Annotated in this window: 13 protein-coding genes and 1 pseudogene; 10 read left to right on the top strand and 4 right to left on the bottom strand. The window is 72.5% G+C overall.

The features are described from left to right. The first annotated feature begins 39 nt into the window (after positions 1–39). The 4 genes from IG90_RS0104345 to IG90_RS0104330 are packed head-to-tail and all read left to right on the top strand — an operon-like array spanning position 40 to position 4975. The gene (locus tag IG90_RS0104345; protein ID WP_030577771.1) at positions 40–1248 is read left to right on the top strand and encodes an ABC transporter substrate-binding protein; all 1209 of its coding nucleotides are present in this window, start codon (positions 40–42) and stop codon (positions 1246–1248) included. Position 1249: 1 nt separating this feature from the next. Further along, complete coding sequence (locus IG90_RS0104340; RefSeq protein ID WP_030577769.1) at positions 1250–3361, top strand: ABC transporter permease; 2112 nt, start codon at positions 1250–1252, stop codon at positions 3359–3361. Continuing rightward, the gene (locus tag IG90_RS0104335) at positions 3358–4236 is read left to right on the top strand and encodes an ABC transporter ATP-binding protein (protein ID WP_030577766.1); all 879 of its coding nucleotides are present in this window, start codon (positions 3358–3360) and stop codon (positions 4234–4236) included. Before IG90_RS0104340 ends, IG90_RS0104335 begins: the two co-directional genes overlap by 4 nt. Positions 4237–4246: 10 nt before the next feature. After that, positions 4247–4975, top strand: a complete 729-nt coding sequence (locus tag IG90_RS0104330) for an ABC transporter ATP-binding protein (RefSeq protein ID WP_030577763.1) — start codon at positions 4247–4249, stop codon at positions 4973–4975. A gap of 99 nt (positions 4976–5074) precedes the next feature. Here IG90_RS0104330 and IG90_RS0104325 read toward each other — a convergent pair whose 3' ends face one another. The 4 genes from IG90_RS0104325 to IG90_RS0104310 form a co-directional block, all read right to left on the bottom strand. Continuing rightward, complete coding sequence (locus IG90_RS0104325) at positions 5075–6292, bottom strand: FAD-dependent monooxygenase (protein ID WP_030577761.1); 1218 nt, start codon at positions 6290–6292, stop codon at positions 5075–5077. A 178-nt stretch (positions 6293–6470) separates the two neighbouring features. Further along, positions 6471–6797, bottom strand: a complete 327-nt coding sequence (locus IG90_RS0104320; RefSeq protein WP_030577759.1) for a hypothetical protein — start codon at positions 6795–6797, stop codon at positions 6471–6473. Beyond that, positions 6797–8188: a hypothetical protein gene (locus IG90_RS0104315; protein ID WP_030577757.1), complete on the bottom strand. Its 1392-nt coding sequence runs from the start codon at positions 8186–8188 to the stop codon at positions 6797–6799. Before IG90_RS0104315 ends, IG90_RS0104320 begins: the two co-directional genes overlap by 1 nt. Continuing rightward, entirely contained in the window at positions 8185–8637 is a 453-nt protein-coding gene (locus tag IG90_RS0104310) for a hypothetical protein (RefSeq protein WP_233435890.1), read from the bottom strand. The genes IG90_RS0104315 and IG90_RS0104310 overlap by 4 nt, the downstream gene beginning before the upstream one ends. Positions 8638–8895: 258 nt before the next feature. Between IG90_RS0104310 and IG90_RS0104305 the strand changes: the two genes are divergently transcribed. The 6 genes and pseudogenes from IG90_RS0104305 to IG90_RS0104285 all read left to right on the top strand — a co-directional run bounded on the left by IG90_RS0104305 (position 8896) and on the right by IG90_RS0104285 (position 17656). Beyond that, entirely contained in the window at positions 8896–10365 is a 1470-nt protein-coding gene (locus IG90_RS0104305) for an aldehyde dehydrogenase family protein (RefSeq protein ID WP_030577755.1), read from the top strand. Continuing rightward, positions 10353–10538 (top strand): annotated as a pseudogene (locus IG90_RS45515) (amino acid permease); the annotation flags it as partial. The gene IG90_RS0104305 and the pseudogene IG90_RS45515, both read left to right, overlap by 13 nt. 32 nt (positions 10539–10570) lie before the next feature. Beyond that, positions 10571–12130 carry a GMC family oxidoreductase gene (locus tag IG90_RS0104300; RefSeq protein ID WP_030577754.1) on the top strand — a complete coding sequence of 520 codons (1560 nt, stop codon included), beginning with the start codon at positions 10571–10573 and terminating at the stop codon, positions 12128–12130. Between the two features lie 57 nt (positions 12131–12187). Then, positions 12188–12817, top strand: coding sequence for an alpha-ketoglutarate-dependent dioxygenase AlkB (locus IG90_RS0104295; protein WP_030577752.1), 630 nt, complete (start codon positions 12188–12190; stop codon positions 12815–12817). Between the two features lie 96 nt (positions 12818–12913). Next, positions 12914–15505 (top strand): SpoIIE family protein phosphatase, encoded by a 2592-nt coding sequence (locus IG90_RS0104290; protein WP_030577750.1) that lies wholly within the window; start codon positions 12914–12916, stop codon positions 15503–15505. 663 nt (positions 15506–16168) lie between these two features. Then, the gene (locus tag IG90_RS0104285; protein WP_030577748.1) at positions 16169–17656 is read left to right on the top strand and encodes an exopolysaccharide biosynthesis polyprenyl glycosylphosphotransferase; all 1488 of its coding nucleotides are present in this window, start codon (positions 16169–16171) and stop codon (positions 17654–17656) included. Positions 17657–17685 lie beyond the last annotated feature (29 nt).

Genomic DNA, 17685 nt, shown 5'->3' with positions numbered 1-17685 from the left:
CCGCCATTCCCCCCCCCTCCACCCCTGATGAGAGCCCTCATGTTCTTCTTCGCCCAACCCAGCCCCCGCCGCCGCCGTGGATTCCGGCCGGTCGGCGCCGCCGCCCTCGCCCTCGGACTGGCGGCCGTCACCGGTTGCAGCGGCGACAGCGGCGCCGACGACGACACCGTGAAGATCGGCCTGGTGGCCTCCCTGTCGGGCACCTACGAGCCGGTCGGCACGGAGCTGCGGGACGGCTTCAAGCTGTATCTGGACACCCACGGCAACAAGCTGGGCGGCCGCGAGGTCGAGCTCATCGTGGCGGACGAGGGCGACGGTCCGCCGACCGCCGTGCCCGCGGCCACCAAGCTGGTCAAGAAGGACAAGGTCGACGTGCTGACGGGCCTGGTCGGCGGCGGCTCGGTCAACGCGGTGCTGCCGTTGGTCCAGCAGGCCAAGATCCCCTTCCTGGGGTCGAACGCCCGTCCTCCGGTCAAGGACATCGAGTACGTGTGGACGACGAGCTTCCTGTCCGACGAACCGGGCAGGGCCATCGCCCCGTACATCAAGGAGAAGGTCGACGGGCCGGTCTACGCGATCGGCCCCGACTACCAGGGGGGTCACGACGAACTACGAGGATTCACCGATGAGTTCAAGCGCGTGAAGGGAGAGCTCGCCAACCCGGACGGCGAGACCACCTGGACGCCGTTCCCGAAGACGACCAACTTCATGCCGTACTTCGCGGAGATCGCCAAGACCGATGCCAAGGCGGTGTACTGCTTCTACGCCGGCAAGGCCGCGATCGACTTCGCCAAGCAGTACGCCCAGTCGGACATCGCCGATCTCCCGCTGTACACGGCCTTCGTCACCGAGGGCAGCGTTCTCCAGGCCCAGGGCGCCGCGGCGAAGGACATCTACTCCGTCCTGAACTACGCGGCCGACCTCGACAACGAGGCGAACCGCACGTTCGCCGCCGACTGGACGGCGGAGCACGACAGCCAGCCCACCACCTACGCCATGGCGTCGTACGACGCGGCCGCCGTGCTGGACAAGGCGATCGCCGACGCGGCGAAGGACGGCGACGTGACCTCGCAGACCATCAACGAGGCCATCGCGGGTCTTGGCCAGATCGACAGCCCGCGCGGCGCCTGGGAGTTCGGCGACAAGGCCCACTCGCCGGTGCAGACGTGGTACCTGCGCCAGGTGCGGCCGGACGGCGCCCAGTTGGCCAACGTCATGGTCCAGGACCTGGCGACGCTCGGCAGCTGACATGGATCTCCTGGATGCCCACCTCATTCCGGCGGTGGACGGAGTGGCCTTCGGGCTGCTGCTGTTCGTGGTCGCCGCCGGCCTGAGTCTCGCCTTCGGCACGGCGGGTGTGCTGAATCTGTCGCACGGCACGCTCTACGCGATCGGCGCCTACACGGGGGCCGAGCTGAGCGACGGGACCTGGGGCGGGCTCGCCCTCGGTCTGGCCGCCGGTACCGCGGCGGCGTGCGTCGCCGGGGCGGGGCTGTCCGCCGCGACGGCTCCGCTCGCCCGGCGTGGGCATCTGGCGCAGGCGCTGCTGACGTTCGGGCTCGCCCTGATCGGCGGCGATCTGCTCATCCAGTTCTTCGGGGCGGACGAACTTCCCGTGCGCGTACCCGAGGCGCTCGACTCCTCGGTGACCCTGCTGGGCCACCGCTACCCCGCCTACCGGCTCTGCTTCATCGTGATGGCCGTGCTGCTCGCGGCGTTCGGGACCTGGGTGCTGACCCGGACCCGTATGGGCGCGGCGGTACGGGCCGCCGCCGACGATCCGCAGATGCTCGCGGCCACCGGTCACAGCCCCCGGGCGGTCCACACCGGCGTCCTCGCGGCGGCGGGTGCGCTGGCCGGGGCGGCGGGCGTGCTGGGGGCGCCCATCATCGGCCCCGGGCCCGGTACGTCCGAGACCGTGCTGATGCTGTCGCTCGTGGTGGTCGTGCTCGGCGGGCTGCGCTCGCTGTGGGCGACCTTCTTCGCGGCGGTCGCCGTGGGCGAGGTGCAGACGCTGGGCGTCTCGGTGGCGCCCGACCTGGCGCCGTATCTGCTCTTCGCCGCGATGGCGGCGGTGCTGGTGCTTCGCTCCCGCTTCGCGGAACCGGCGACGGCGCACGGTCCCGAGGGCCCTGCCCCGGATCCGGTCGCCCGGCTCCGGAGCCATCTCGCCGCCCGCCTGCGACGACGCCCGCGCGGGGCGGCGGGAAGCGGAGCGGCAGCTGAGGCGCCAGGGGCAGTGGAGGCACGCGAGGCGTCGGAGGGGGACCGGATCGTCATCGCGCCCCGCACGGGCAGGAGCCTCCTGCCCGCGTGGACCGGACGGCTGCCGGGCGGGGCCGCGTGGCGGCAGGCGGCACCGCTGCTCGTCCTGCTCGTGGTGCTGATCGCCCTGCCGGCCCTGCTCGACGCGTACAGCATCTCGCTGGCCGGTTCCGCCCTGGCCCTCGGGCTGCTCGCGGTCAGCGTCACCATCCTCACCGGCTACGCCGGTCTGCCCACCCTCGGGCAGACCGCGCCGTTCGCCGTGGGCGCGTACGCCACCGCGAATCTCGCCGACGCCGGGTGGACCGTGGGCCCCGTCCAGATCGTCCTGTCGGCGCTCGCGGCCGCGGTCTTCTCGGCGGTGGTGGGGCCCGCGGTGATCCGGGCCCGCGGCACCACCGTGCTGATGATCACGCTCGCCATCGGTGAGCTGACCGGGGCGGTCGTCAACCAGCTCAAGTCCGTCACCGGCGGCGCCGACGGTCTCGTCGGCTTCCCGGCCACCCGGGCGCTGTGGGGCGGGGAGGGGATGCTGGAGGAGAGCGAGCTGTACAACTACGCGCTCGTCGTGGCCGTCGTCGCCGTCGCCGTCACCCTGCTCGTCCTGCGCTCCCCGGCGGGGAAGCTGCTGACCGGCACCCGGGGCGCCGAGGCGCGGATGCGTGCCTCGGGGCATCCTGTGGGGCGCTACCTGCTGGTGGCCCATGTCTGCGCGGGCGCCCTGGCCGGCGTGGGCGGGTCACTGATGGTGACCGTCCAGCAGTACCTCTCCCCCGCCGACGTCGGGTTCGAGATCGCCGCGTTCGCCCTGCTGGCGGTGGTCATCGGCGGTACGACGTCCGTGATCGGCGCGCTGCTGGGCGCCGGACTCATCGTCGCCACCCGGGACTGGGTCGCCGGATCCTGGCCCGGCCACGGTCCCCTGCTGCTCGGCGTTCTCTTCGTCGCCACCGTGTACGTGCTGCCGCGCGGGCTGGCGGGTCTGCGCAGCGGCGGATCCGGCGGCGGGAGCGGGCCGTCCCGCGACGCTTCCAGGGCCGAGGATCAGCCCCCGCCCGCCCCCCTTTCGGCCCCCGCCGGGAAGGTCTCCCCATGACACCCGCACCGACCCCCGCGGCATCGGCACCGGAACCGGCGCCCCCCGTCCTCGACCTCACCCGGCTCACCCGCAGATACGGCACGCTCACCGCCGTCGACGACGTCGGCCTGCGGCTGTCGGCGGGCGCCCGGCACGCCGTCATCGGCCCCAATGGCGCCGGGAAGACCACGCTGCTCAACCTCATCGCGGGGACGGACCGGCCCGACCACGGCACGATCACCCTGGACGGCACCGACATCACCGTTACGCCCACGGCCAGGCGGAGCCGTCTCGGTATCGCCCGGAGCTTCCAACAGCTCTCGGTGATAGCCGACTTGTCGGTGCTGGACAACATCGTCCTGGCCGGCTGGCCGCACCACCCGAAGCGGCGCGGGGCCTGGCGCAGTCCGTCCCGCTACCGGCTGCACACCGAGTCCGCGGGCCGTCATCTGGAGACCGTCGGCCTCGCGGACCTCGCCCACCGGCCGGCTTCCACGCTCTCGCACGGGCAGCGCCGCATGCTCGACCTCGCCGCCGCGCTGGCGGGCAACCCCCGGCTGCTGCTCCTGGACGAGCCGGCGGCCGGACTGACCGACGGTGACATCGGCCGGCTGCTCGGCATCCTCGGCGGTCTGCCGGCGAGCGTCGCGGTCATCCTGGTCGAGCACCATGTCGAGGTGGTCGCGCAACTCGCCTCTTCGGTGACGGTGTTGGCCGCCGGGAAGGTGCTCGTCACCGGCCCGACCCAGGAGGTGCTCGCGCATCCCGAGGTCCGCGACGCGTACCACGGCACCGGTTCGACGGCGGGCCCGGGCCATGCCCGGGGAACGGGGATCCCCACCGTCCGTCCGTCCGCCACCGAAGCGGCGTCCGTCACCGAAGCGAGAGGCTGACCGGCCCCCGATGCTCGAACTCACCGGCCTGACCGCGGGCTACCACGGCGGCACCGTCCTGCACTCCCTCGACCTGTCGGTGCCCGCCGGCACGGTCCACGCCGTCGTCGGCCACAACGGCGCCGGGAAGACCACCCTCGTCCACACCGTCGCCGGACTGATGCGCCCGAGCGCCGGAACCGTCACCCTGGACGGCCACGAGGTGACGGGCCGGCCCGCGCACCGGATCGCCCGTGCCGGGATCGGGCTCGTACCGCAGGGCCGCCGGGTGTTCGCCGGGCTGACCGTCGACGAGCACCTGCGACTGTCCTACCGCCCGCCGCACCGCGGCGACACGACGCGCCCCAGCGTGTGGACCCCCGCGCGCGTCCTGGAACTGCTGCCCCGGCTGGGCGAGCGCCGGGGCAACCGGGGTACGGATCTGTCCGGCGGCGAACAGCAGATGCTGGCGCTGGCCCGCGCGCTGCTCGGCTCGCCGCGGGTGCTGCTGCTCGACGAGCCCACCGAGGGCCTGGCGCCGGTCCTCGTACGGCAGGTCAACGAGCTGGTGACCACGCTGGCGGCCGAGGGCATCGCCGTACTGCTGGTGTCCCCCAGCCCCGCCCAGGCCGTCGAGTCCGCCCGGGCGCTCACGGTGCTCACCTCGGGGCGGATGACGCTGCGCATGACCGGAGAGGAAGCCCGTGCCGACGCCACCTCGCTGCACGCGGCGCTGGAACTGACGGCGACGGCGGTCTGAGAGCCTGCCGGGGGGCCTTGGCCGCCCGATCAGAGGTCACCCGACAGGCTCTGAGGCGCGAGCGGGGACGGTCCGCCCCCTCGCACCCCGGCCCGGCCGCTACCCGGCCTTCATGCTGTGGCCGCCGAAACCGCTGCGCCGGTCGGAGCCCTTGTTCTGGTCCTGCCACCACGCGTCGAACTCGGGCTGCCCCATGGCGGACCAGTCCGGTGTGTTCTCGACCTGCGCGCCTCCCATCCGGCGGGCGAGCGCGACCATGGCGGACCCCACGGGCCCGCGCCCGGCGTCGTAGCTCCCCAGGATCTCCTCCCAGTTACTCCCGGCCTTCCAGGAGGCCTCCAGGGCGGTGGCGTCCTGGAGCGCCTTCACGCTGCCGCCGCCGATGTGCGGCCGGGCGACGCTGGCGGCGTCGCCGACGAGCACCATCCGTCCCGAGGTGTAGTGCGGCACCTCCAGGTCGTAGATGGGCTGGATGAAGGTGGTCTCGGCGGGGGTGCGGAGCACCCTGGCGGCCCAGTACGGCGGGAAGTCGTCGGCGACCAGGGCGCGCAGGTGCGCGGTGAGCTGGGAGTTGAGCCGGCCCGGCGGCAGGGAGGTCGGGGTCCGCAGGTCGGGGTGGAGGCCGTCGGTCCGCGGAGGCGCGGTGTAGAGAACCCAGTTGAGCAGGTGGCCGCCGACGCCGTCCGGGATGCGGTAGATCATGCAATGTCCGCCGGGGAAGACGATGTTGTGCGCGTCGCGGCCGTCCGAGGGGAGGTCCGCGACGTCCGGCGACGTGCCGCGCCAGCCGATGTATCCGGCGTACGTGGCGTCCGCGCCGGGGAACATGGCCTCGCGGACGACGGAGCGGTATCCGTCCGCCCCGATCACGACGTCGAAGCGCTCCCGCTGTCCGTCCGCGAGCCTCAGCGTCACACCGTCGCCGTCCGGCTCCACCCCGGTGACCACCGCACCGGACCGGTAGGAGACCGCCTCGGGCACCCGGCGGCGCAGCTCGCTCCACAGGGAGCCCCAGCTGTAGGCCCGGAACGGGAACGGCTGCTCGCCGACAGGCCGGCCGTGGCCGGCCTCGCCGTCGCGCACGCTCCACACCCTCCGGGTCAGCGGCGCCCAGGGCATCTCCGGTGCGACGTAACCGGCCTCCCTCAGCTCGTCGTACCGGTCGCTGTGGAGGGCGATCCCCACCCCTCTGTCCCGGAGCCGGGCATCGGCACGCTCCAGGACGGTGACCCTCTCGGCTCCCCCGCGCGACGCGGCCAGAGCCGCGGCGCACCCCGCTATGCTGCCGCCGACGACGGCGACGCTGCCTCCACGCATGACTGGCGCTCCACTCACTCGGTGTTCCGGGCGTTGCCTCCGTCGGCGGGGAAGCCGTTTCCGCCGACGGCACGGCCGGGTGAATTCCCCTTATTCCAGAAGCCGTTGGCCCGTGATCGATGATCAGGGCCCGAGCGCGATCCTATCGGGGAGTACCGGGCCGCGGGCTGTCCCGCTCTCAGCCCCCCAGAGCCCACCGAATCGCGGCGACCGCGCTGATGACCAGCGGCGGGGCCAGCCACCACGGGCCCATGGCGCGCCGCACCGTCGGGGGCGCAACCGTGACGAGGAGCCCGAGCGCGCTGAGCGCCAGGGCGAGGAAGCTCATCAGCGCGATCGCGCCGTACGCGTCCTGATCCCAGCTCCCCGAGGGGCGCGTGATCAGCGCCGTGTAGCAGCAGAAGGCCGCCAGGGCGTAGAGGATCGTCAGCGGCACCGCCATGGCCCATCGCAGACAACCGCTGTCGTCCTCGGCGGCGCGTGCAATTCCGTGCTGGTCGGACATCACCGCAATGCATCCCTGGCGTTCTCGAGGTGGTTGCCGAATCCCCGGCCGTATGCCTGGGCCTGGTCCCCTTCCCAGTAGGGACCTCCGTTGTACCGGGCGGCCAGCTCCTGAAATTGAGCGGGCGTCATCTTCTCCGCCGGGACGTCGGCGAATTCGCTCTCCGCTTTGAGCTGCGCCAGATATTCGGACGCGATGAAGATGTTCTGTCCCGGATCCTGCAGGGACTCCTCCACGATCGCCCGCTGGTGGTCGGTCAGACTGTCCGGGTCGTAGCCGAGCACTTCAGCCCCACGTCGGATCTGGATCGCGATGGGGCCGAAGGAGGTCTCGTCAGGACTACCGCCGAGACGCCACGGCAGGTTCTCCGGCGAGATGGGGCTCAGCCCCCAGGGTGCGTCGGCCTGCTCCCGAATCGTGTCGACCACATCGTCCGCGTACCCCGGTTGGCCCGCGATCTCCTGCCACGCGATGCCCGCGACCATGTCCGCGGGCAGCCCGGATCTACTCGCCGCGGCTTGGATGATCTCCTTGTTCGCCGCGATCCACTCTCGCTTCTCCTGGTCCGAGGACGGGGGGATCCAGTAACCGTCTGTCGCCGGAGGGAGGTCGGCGAGCTGCATTCTGATGTCACGGAGCATCGGCGAGACAGGAGCACTGCCGACCGGTGCCGCGTAGTCCTGTTTCGGCCCGCTGCCGGGCAGCTGGCTCAGCGGGTTGTCGCGGGCCTCGCGGGCCTCGCTCCGCAGGGCGGAGACGGCCGAGTAGATGTCCACGCGCGGGATGTCTCGCAGCCGGAACTCCGGAAGCAGGTCATACGCCTGCTTCATCGCGTGCACGCAGATGTCACGAGCCTCCTTCTCCACCGTCTTGGCGAGGTGGAAATCGCCCCCCGCGGCGTCGTGCAGCCGATGCGCCTCGTCCTTGATGTCGTCCACATCCATGGTCAACTCGGCGAAGAAGTCCAGCACCCCGGTCGTGCCGCGCATGTCCTCCCACTGGCGCATGGGCTCCGCGTCCTGAGCCCTACGGGTAATGGCGGTGCCTTTGGTGGCGATCAGCGTCGCCAGTGCCTGCTCATTGGCTTTGCCGTTGGAGTAGTGGCTCTTCGCGGTCGCCAGTGCGAAGGCATAGCCGCGGAGCGCACTGGCGGCCTTGCCGTAACCCTCCGCGAGGTTGACCAACAGCTTGCGCGCCTCGGCGACACGGGCCTCGTAGCTCCGGCTTCCCTCGCTGCGCCAATGCGTCTTCTTCTCGGCCCGCTCCGCGGGCTCGTCAGCCTCCGTCAGCATGTTGCGTATGCGGAGGAATTCATCGGCGTTACGCTCAACCAGGGGCGGATTGCAGCCATCGAGAAACTCGACGTCACTTCGGTAGCTCAGAGTGCTCACTTCGCCTCCGGCGGTATGTAGCTGCCGTCACGCAGAATCGTGTCCAGGAAGTGACGAGCACGGTCGTCGTCCACGGTCACCAGGTTCGAACCAGCGGTCCTGAGCCGCGTGGAGAGGGCCGCGAAGAGTGCGACCGCGTCCTGGTACTGGTCATCGGCGAATCTGCCGAAACGTTCGACCTGTGCGGCCACGTCGCTGTGCGACCTCGGATCGCGGGCCAGAGTGCACAGGTCTCCGTCCGGGCGGCCCTCGTGGAGGAAGCCTGCGATCTCGATCAGCAGATTGGCGTTCCCGTTGATGGACGCGCTGTTGTAGTCGAGAGTGCCGTCCACAGGCGCACCTCCCTGACTTCCTCCGGCATCAGTCGGCAGCTGATTGAGCTGCATACCGCCGGACTGGCGCGCGAGCGCCTCCGCCTTCAGGTTGGCCCACTCTTCATCGAAAGACACGCATCCCCCCACAGCTGTTGTCATCCAGCTCGGCCCAGCAGGAAATCCTATCGGGTGGTGGGGGTGGGCAGCGTGCTGAAAGCAGGTGAGCAGATCCCAGCCGTGCCCGGCACCCCCTGCCCCGATCGGCTGCGCCCGCCATGCGCCCCCGCCCCGCCGCTCCTACCGTCTGTCCTGATGTCGTCACGCAGGAAGCCGGTCGCCGCCGTGGCCAGCACCCCGGCGGGGCGCCCGTCCCAGCCCCGTACAGGAGGAGCCATGCCGGAGCTGTTCATCGATGGCCACTGGACCGCTGCCGCCGAGGGGCGCACACGGGAGATCCGCTGTCCGGCCGACGGCACGCTGGTGGCCGCTGTCGACGAGGGCGGGGCCGAGGACGCCGCCGCTGCCGTCGCCGCGGCCCGGCGGGCCTTCGACCAGGGGAGCTGGCCGGGGACGCCCGCCGCCGAGCGGGGGCGGCTGCTGCTGCGGGTGGCGGAGCTCCTGGAGCGGGACAGGGACGTCTTCGCGCGGGCCGAGTCGCTGGACACGGGGAAGCGGCTGGTCGAGAGCCTCTACGACATGGACGACATCGCGAACTGCTTCCGGTACTTCGGCAATCTCGCCGCCTCCGGGGGCACCGACCGGGTCGTCGACACCGGGAACACGGACACGGACAGCCGTGTCGTCCACGAGCCCGTCGGGGTCTGCACGCTCATCACGCCGTGGAACTATCCGCTGCTCCAGACCGCCTGGAAGGTCGCCCCGGCGCTCGCGGCCGGCAACACGTTCGTCCTCAAGCCGAGTGAGCTGACCCCGCACACCGCCATCCTGCTCATGGGGCTGCTGACCGAGGCCGGGCTCCCGGACGGGGTCGCCAACCTGGTGCTCGGGGCGGGTGCCGTCGTGGGCGCGCCGCTGACCGAGGATCCGCGCGTGGACATGGTGTCGTTCACCGGCGGGCTCGCCACCGGGCGGCGCATCATGGCGGCCGCCGCGCCCACGGTGAAGAAGGTCGCCCTGGAGCTGGGCGGCAAGAATCCCAACATCGTCTTCGCCGACGCCGACTTCGACACCGCCGTCGACCACGCGCTCACGGCGGTCTTCCTGCACGCGGGGCAGGTCTGCTCCGCCGGGGCGCGGCTCCTCGTCCAGGACGAGCTGCACGACCGGTTCACCGACGAACTAGTGGCGCGGGCCCGCCGGATCCGGCTCGGCGGGCCGTTCGACGAGGACGCGCGCAGCGGGCCGCTGATCTCCGCAGCGCACCGGGACAAGGTCGAGGCGTACGTGGCCGAGGGCATCGCCGAGGGGGCGGTGCTGCGCTGCGGGGGCGCGCGGCCCGACGATCCGGCGCTGGCGGACGGCTTCTACTACCCGCCCACCGTGCTGGACGAGTGCGCCACCTCGATGTCCGTGGTGCAGGACGAGTCGTTCGGTCCGGTGCTCACCGTCGAGCGGTTCCGGGACGAGGACGACGCGGTCCGGCTGGCCAACGACACCGTGTACGGGCTGGCGGGGGCGGTCTGGACGCAGGACGGCGGGCGCGCCCACCGGGTGGCGTCGCGGCTGCGGGCGGGCACCGTGTGGATCAACGACTTCCACCCGTACGTACCGCAGGCGGAGTGGGGCGGCATGAAGCAGTCCGGCTTCGGCCGCGAACTGGGTCCGGCCGGGCTTGCCGAGTACCAGGAGGCCAAGCACATCTGGCGGAATGTCGCCGCGACCCCGCAACGATGGTTCGAGTGAGTACGGGTACGGGTCCCGGTCCCGCGCCCGGAAGCGGGAAGAGGCCGCAGACCGGGCACGACGACGCGCCCGGTGAGCCCGGCTGACGCCCCGGACTCAAGCGCACGCTCGGCAACTTCCGCACCTTCGCCGCCGGGATCAGCTGCATCTCGATCCTGACCGGCACCTTCCAGCCCCCACCGGCCGGCCGAACTCAGGAGACCCGATGCCCGAAGCCAGCCCCGCGCCCGTGTTCGATTACGTCGTCGTGGGCGGCGGTACGGCCGGAGCGGTCATCGCCGCCCGGCTCACCGAGGACCCCGCTGTCACCGTCTGCGTACTGGAGGCGGGCCCCTCGGACGTCGGGGACGACAGCGTCCTGCGGCTGGAGCGGTGGATGGCGCTGCTGGAGTCCGGTTACGACTGGGACTATCCGGTGGAGCCGCAGGAGAGGGGCAACAGCTTCATGCGGCACGCCCGCGCCAAGGTGCTCGGCGGCTGCTCCTCGCACAACTCCTGCATCGCCTTCTGGGCCCCCGCCGAGGACCTGGACGAGTGGGGCGCCCTGGGCTGCACCGGGTGGAGCGCGGCGGACTGCTTCCCGCTCTACAAGCGGCTGGAGACCAATGACGCGCCCGGCGACCACCACGGGCGCTCCGGTCCCGTCACCATCCGCACCGTGCCGCCCCGCGACCCGTGCGGCGCGGCCCTGCTGTCGGCCTGCGCGGAGGCGGGCATCCCCACCGTGCCGTTCAACACGGGCTCCACGGTGATCCGGGGCGCGCACTGGTTCCAGATCAACGCCCGCGAGGACGGCACCCGTTCCTCGGCCTCGGTGTCGTACCTGCATCCGGTTCTCGGCTCCCGGCCGAACCTGGAGGTACGGACCGGCCTCCAGGCGAAGCGGCTGCTGTTCGACGGCGACCGGTGCGCCGGGGTGGAGTACCTGGAGCCCGACACCGTCCACAGCGGGGCGGTGTACGCGCGGCGCGAGGTGATCGTCTCCTGCGGCGCGATCGACTCCCCGAAGCTGCTGATGCTGTCCGGCATCGGCCCGGCCGGACATCTGCGGGACACCGGGGTGGACGTACGGGTGGACTCCCCCGGCGTCGGCTCGCACCTCCAGGACCACCCGGAGGGCGTGATCATGTGGGAGGCGAAGCAGCCCATGGTCACCACCTCCACCCAGTGGTGGGAGATCGGGATCTTCGCGGACACCGAGCCGGGGCTCGACCGGCCGGACCTGATGTTCCACTACGGCTCGGTGCCGTTCGACATGAACACCTACCGGCGCGGCTACCCCACCTCGGACAACGCGTTCTGCCTGACCCCGAACGTCACCCGTGCCCGGTCGCGGGGCACGGTGCGGCTGCGGAGCCGGGACTTCCGGGACAAGCCCCGGGTCGATCCGCGCTACTTCACCGACGAGCACGACGTACGGGTGATGACGTACGGGCTGCGGCTGGCGCGGGAGATCGTGGCGCAGCCCCGGATGGCCGACTGGGCGGGTGCGGAGTTGGCTCCGGGGCCTGCCGCGACCACGGACGCGGAGCTGTTCGACTACATCCGCGAGACCCACAACACCGTGTACCACCCCGCGGGGACCGTGCGGATGGGCCCGGCGGAGGACCCTGACTCGCCGCTCGACCCGCAGTTGCGGGTCAAGGGGGTCCCGGGGCTGCGGGTGGCCGACGCGTCGGTCATGCCGTTCCTGACGACGGCCAATCCGTGCATCACCACGATGATGATCGGCGAGAAGTGCGCCGATCTGATCAAGGAAGGCTGAGGCCGGGACCCTTCAACATAATTCGCACACGTGCTCGAATGACGTTAGGCTCGACCCATGGCCGTACACCTGCAGAGTTCACTCTTCGACCAGGGGCCCGAGGTCGGCACCCACTCCCTGAGCGGCCTGCGGCGGACCGACCTGGGGCACGGGGCCTGGATCGACGTGCTGCCGCAGTGGCTCCGGGGCGCGGACACGCTGTTCGAGACGCTGGTCAACGATGTCGCCTGGCGGGCCGAGCAGCGCGTCATGTACGAGCGCGTGGTCGCGGTCCCCCGGCTGCTGGCCTTCTTCGGCCGCCACGATCGCCTTCCGCATCCGGCCCTGGAGGCCGCCCGTACCGAGCTCGGCGAGCACTACGCGGCCGAGCTGGGCGAACCCTTCACCACGGCGGGGCTGTGCTTCTACCGGGACGGACGGGACGGGGTCGCCTGGCACGGGGACACCATCGGCCGGGGAAGCACCGAGGACACCATGGTCGCGATCCTCTCACTGGGAGCCCCCCGGCATCTCGCGCTGCGTCCGCGACGCCCTGGCCCCGCCCCCGTACGCAGGCCGCTCGGCCACGGCGACCTGATCGTCATGGGCGGCAGTTGTCAGCGCACCTGGGAGCACGCGGTCCCCAAGACCGCGCGGGCCGTCGGACCGCGCGTCAGCGTGCAGTTCCGGCCCGACGGGGTGCGCTGACCCCGGTGCCGGGCGGCCCCTGCCCGGGTCACCGCGGTTGTGCGGGTCCCGGGCAGGGCGGATTCTGAGGGTAATGAAACCGGGCCGGGTCGCGCCGTGAGCGCGGCGAACACGGCGGAGAGCGCCGATTTCCGTGGCCCCCTGGACATCACCAGGGCGGCCACGATGGTTCTGGACGCCGAGAGCACCGTCATCGGCTGGAGTCCCGCGGCCACCGAGCTCCTCGGCCACCGCCCCTCCGACGTCCTGGGGCGGCCCCTGAGCGCGTTCCTCTCGGTGCACCCGATCGGCGGCGCTCCCCCGGCCGGTGTACCGGCCGACGTGTCAGGCGCCGCCGGAACCGCAGGTCCCGGGCTCGGGCCGCCGTCCCTCGTCGGCAGCCCGATCCACGTGGCCCGCGCCCGCGACGGCCGCGAGCTGCTGGTGGCCACGGCGACGTGCCCCCTGCCGGGCGCGACCGCGGGCAGCGGCGGGCCGGGGACTCCGGACCGGATCATGGTGGCGGCGGAGGTGGGGGCGCTGCGGGACTGGGAGTCGCGGCTCGCCCTGCTCCAGGGGCTGGCCACCCAGTCGCCCGTCGGCCTGGCCATCTACGACACCGACCTGCGTCTGACCTGGAGCAACACCGCCTACGAGCGGGAGATCGGGCAGCCGCTGGCCGCGTTCCGAGGCATGCGGGCCGACGAGCTGTACTCCGAGGGCTCCTTCGTGACCGCCGGCTACCCGCAGACGCTCGACGGCGTCATGCACCAGGTCCTCGACACCGGCGAGCCGGTCCTCGACCTGCACTTCCGGGGACAGCCGCCCAGCGACCCGGGGAGGGACCATCTGTGGTCCTGCGCCTACTACCGGCTGGAGGACGCCCACGGGCACGTGTTCGGCGTGTGCGAGGACGCCTTCGACATCACCGACCGCTACCGGGTCCAGGAGCGGCTGACCCTCCTCGTCGAGGCCGGACGCAGGATCGGCACGGTCCTGGACGTGGCCACCACCGCCGAGAGGATCGCCGAGGTGGCGGTGCCGGACTTCGCCGGCACCGTACGGGTCGATGTCACCCGGGCGGCGGTGACCGGGGAGACGGCGGCGGTGGGCAGCACGGCGGACATGACCCTCCTGCGGGTCGCGGAACGGCCGGCGCCGGGGTCCGGCGCACCGGACCCCGGTCTCCTCAGCGCGGACCCGTCAGGCGCCGGCCTCCCGGACACGGGCCTCCCCGGCGCGGCCCTGGGCCCCCGGGACCCCACCGCCCCCGGCGGGCCCCGGGGGCCCTATCCGCCGGTCGTCTATCCGCCCGGCTCCCCGCAGCACCGCAGCCTGTCCTCCGGCGGCCTCGTGCTGGACGAGAGCACCCTCGTCGTCCCGCTGCGGGCCGGCGGCGGCATCCTGGGGCTCGTCACCTTCGACCGGGGCGTGAGCTCTGACGCCTCGGGCCGGGCGCTCGCCCCCGACCGGGCGACCACGTTCGACAACGGCGAGGTCGCCCTGGCCGACGAGCTGGCCGCCCGGACCGCGGTCTGCATCGACAACGCCCGCCGCTACACCCGCGAGCGCACCGCCTCCCTCGCCCTCCAGCGGCAGCTGCTTCCCCATCACCTGCCGCCGCAGTCCGCGGTCGAGACCGCCTACCGCTATCTGCCGGCGGACGATGTGACCGGCGTCGGCGGGGACTGGTTCGACGTGATCCCGCTGTCCGGGACCCGGGTCGGTCTCGTGGTGGGGGACGTGGTCGGGCACGGGCTCCAGGCAGCCGCCACCATGGGCCGGCTCCGCACCTCCGTACGGGCCTTCGCCCAGCTCGACATGGCCCCCGACGAGCTGCTGACCCGGCTGGACGACCTGGTGGGGCAGCCCGCGGAGGAGCGGTCGGACACGTACGACGGGGCCGTGGAGACGTACGACGTGACCACCGGGGCGACCTGTCTGTACGCGGTCTACGACCCGGTCTCCCGGCGCTGCGTCATGGCCCGTGCCGGGCATCTGCCTCCGGCGATCGTCGACCCCGGCGGCCGGGTGTCGTTCCCTGACCTGCCCGCCGGGCCGCCGCTCGGTCTGGGTGGCCTGCCGTTCGAGTCGATGGAGATCGACCTGCCGGTGGGCAGCCTGCTGGCGCTGTTCACCGACGGGCTGGTCGAGGCCCGGGACCACGACATCGGCCAGGGCCTCGACGCGCTGGGCGGGGTACTGGGCGACCGTTCCGCGTCGCTGGAGGAGCTGTGCGACCGGGCGGTGTCCGAGCTGGTGCCCGGCGGCACGAGCGCCGACGACACGGCCCTGCTCCTGGTCCGCACCCGCGAGCTGGGACCGGAACGGGTGGCCGACTGGGAGCTGACCGCCGAACCGGTGTCGGTGGGCCGGGCCCGCGCGCTGGTCACCGGGCAACTGGCGGCCTGGGGCCTGGAGGAGCTGTCGTTCGCGACCGAGCTGGTCGTCAGCGAGCTCGTCACCAACGCGGTCCGGTACGCGGGCGGGCCGCTGGGGCTGCGCCTCATCCGGGACCGCACCCTGGTGTGCGAGGTCGCGGACACCGGCCACACCTCCCCGCACCTGCGGCACAGCGCGGAGGACGACGAGGGCGGCCGTGGCCTGTTCATCGTGGCGCAGCTCGTCCAGCGGTGGGGCACGCGGTACACCCCGACCGGGAAGACCATCTGGACCGAGCAGACCCTCCCGCCGGCCGGAGCCGGCTGACCTGTTCCAGCCGGATGCCGCTGACCCGTTCCGCCCGGGTCCGCACGTTGCCGATCCCACAGGCCCTATCGGGTGTACCCCGGTACCTCGGCCCACGGTCGGCGGCACCGCCCCCACGTCCGGCGGCGGCAGCCTGGCCGCCACCTGGCTCCTGTGATGTCCGTAACTCTCGCAGCAACACTGCTCGTTGGTGCCGGGGTTCTGGTCCACCGGCGCACCAGAAGGCGCACGGGGGGCGCATTCCGACCCCGTAGCGATCCCCCGCCCTCGGGGTACGGGCGGAGAATGCGTGAACCCCCTGGCCGGGAACACCGCCCGCCAGGGGGTTCACGCGTTCCCGGGGCGGCACACCGGAGTCGGAGCCTCCATGGGCCGCCCGTCGCCACCGGCCGGCACAAGCGCTTACCCGTCTGTCGCTCCATCAACATCCGTACACAGAGGGCGACATCGCATGGTTCCAGCCGATCGGAGGTGTCTGGACCGAGCCGTCTGAACTTCACGGGAACTCCAGCGAAATGGCACGTGTGTGGATATCGTGCACCGAGCGAGGGCGCATCCGTCAGTCCATGGGATCGACGGATGCGTCCCGTTTGCGGGGGTGCGACTGTGACTGGGGGGTTCATGGGGCATGTCGAAATACCTGATACCGACCTATCCGGACCGGTGGGACTCCGGGGCGCGCCGCGCCCCCGCACCGCCGCATCCCGGAATCGCACGGCGGCCCTGGAACAGCTGTGGAGGGCCCCGACAGCACAGCGCGACCCGGCCGGCCGGGTGCCGGCCAGGCGGAAGCCGACGCCCGGCCCGGCCCTCGCCGCACTGACCGACCTGCTCGCTCTGGCCGGTCCGGCCTGGCTGCTGCTGCGCTCGGGCGACCAGCCCCGTCCGGTGGCGGCAGCCGTGGTGGCGGGGCTGGTGTGGGCCGGGCTGCGCGGGGCCCGGGGGCGGTACACGGGCCGGCCGGGGTCCGGGCCGGGCGGCGCGCTCGGCGCGGTCGGGGACTGGCTCGTGCTCATCGGCCTGCTGGCCGTGCTGCACACGGCGGCGGGAAGCCCGGTGGACCCGGCCACGGCCGTCGTGGCCGTGGCACCCGGGCTGCTCGTCGCCACGGCGGTGGCGGGGCTGCGGCGCGGCCACCGGATCCGCAGGGTACTGCTGGTCGGCGAGGCTGCGGGGGTGGACCGGGCGGCCTCGCTGCTCAACTCCCGTACGGATCACGACTATCGGCTGGTCGCCGCCATACCGGTGGGCGCCGCCCGGCTGGAGCTGGACGGTGTGCGGGTGCCGGGGCGCCTCGCGTCCTGCCCGGCCGACGACGACGTGAGCACGGTGCTCGGCGGGGTCTACGCCCACGCGGCGGACCTGGTGCTGGTGGCTCCCGGGCCCCAGCTGACCGGCGACCGGCTGCGGCGGCTCGGCTGGGGGCTGCACGACGGGGGCGTCGCCCTGTCCGTGGTCTCGGAGCTGTCCGGGGTGGCCGCCGAGCGGGTGCGCCCCGTGAGCGCGGCCGGGCTGACCCTGCTGCACGTAGCGCCGCCGCTGCGCGGGGGCCCGCAGGCGGTGGTCAAGAACGTACTGGACCGGGCGGGAGCCCTGTTCGGACTGCTGGCGCTGGCACCGCTGTTACTGGCGGTGGCACTGAGCGTCCGGCTGTCCTCGCGGGGTCCGGTCTTCCACCGGCAGGTCCGGCAGGGGCAGCACAACCGGCCGTTCACCATGTGGAAGTTCCGCACGATGGTGGCGGACGCGGAGGAGCTCAAGGCGCAGCTCGCCGCGGCCAACGAGGTCGAAGGACCGCTGTTCAAGATGCGCAGCGACCCCAGGGTGACGCCGGTCGGACGAATGCTGCGGCGCACCTCGATCGACGAACTCCCCCAGCTGCTGAACGTGTTGCTCGGGCATATGTCGCTGGTGGGGCCACGGCCGCCGCTGCCGGAGGAGGCCTCGCGCTACGACGAGCGGGAGCACCGCCGGCTCGCCGTGAAACCGGGGCTCACGGGGCTGTGGCAGGTGAGCGGCCGCTCCGACCTGAGCTGGCAGGAGACCGTCTCGCTCGACCTGTGGTACGTCGACAACTGGTCGGTCGCCGCCGACATGGGGCTCCTCGCCCGCACCGTGCGCGCCGTCACCGACGGCCGCGGGGCGTACTGAGGACGGCGGGCGTGCGGATGCGAGGAGCA

Origin of the sequence: Streptomyces anulatus, from assembly GCF_000721175.1 — a bacterium.
GTDB classification, from domain to species: Bacteria; Actinomycetota; Actinomycetes; order Streptomycetales; family Streptomycetaceae; genus Streptomyces; species Streptomyces anulatus_C.
The sequence above is the reverse complement of the archived record's forward strand: the minus strand, read 5'-3'. Positions and strand labels throughout refer to the sequence as shown.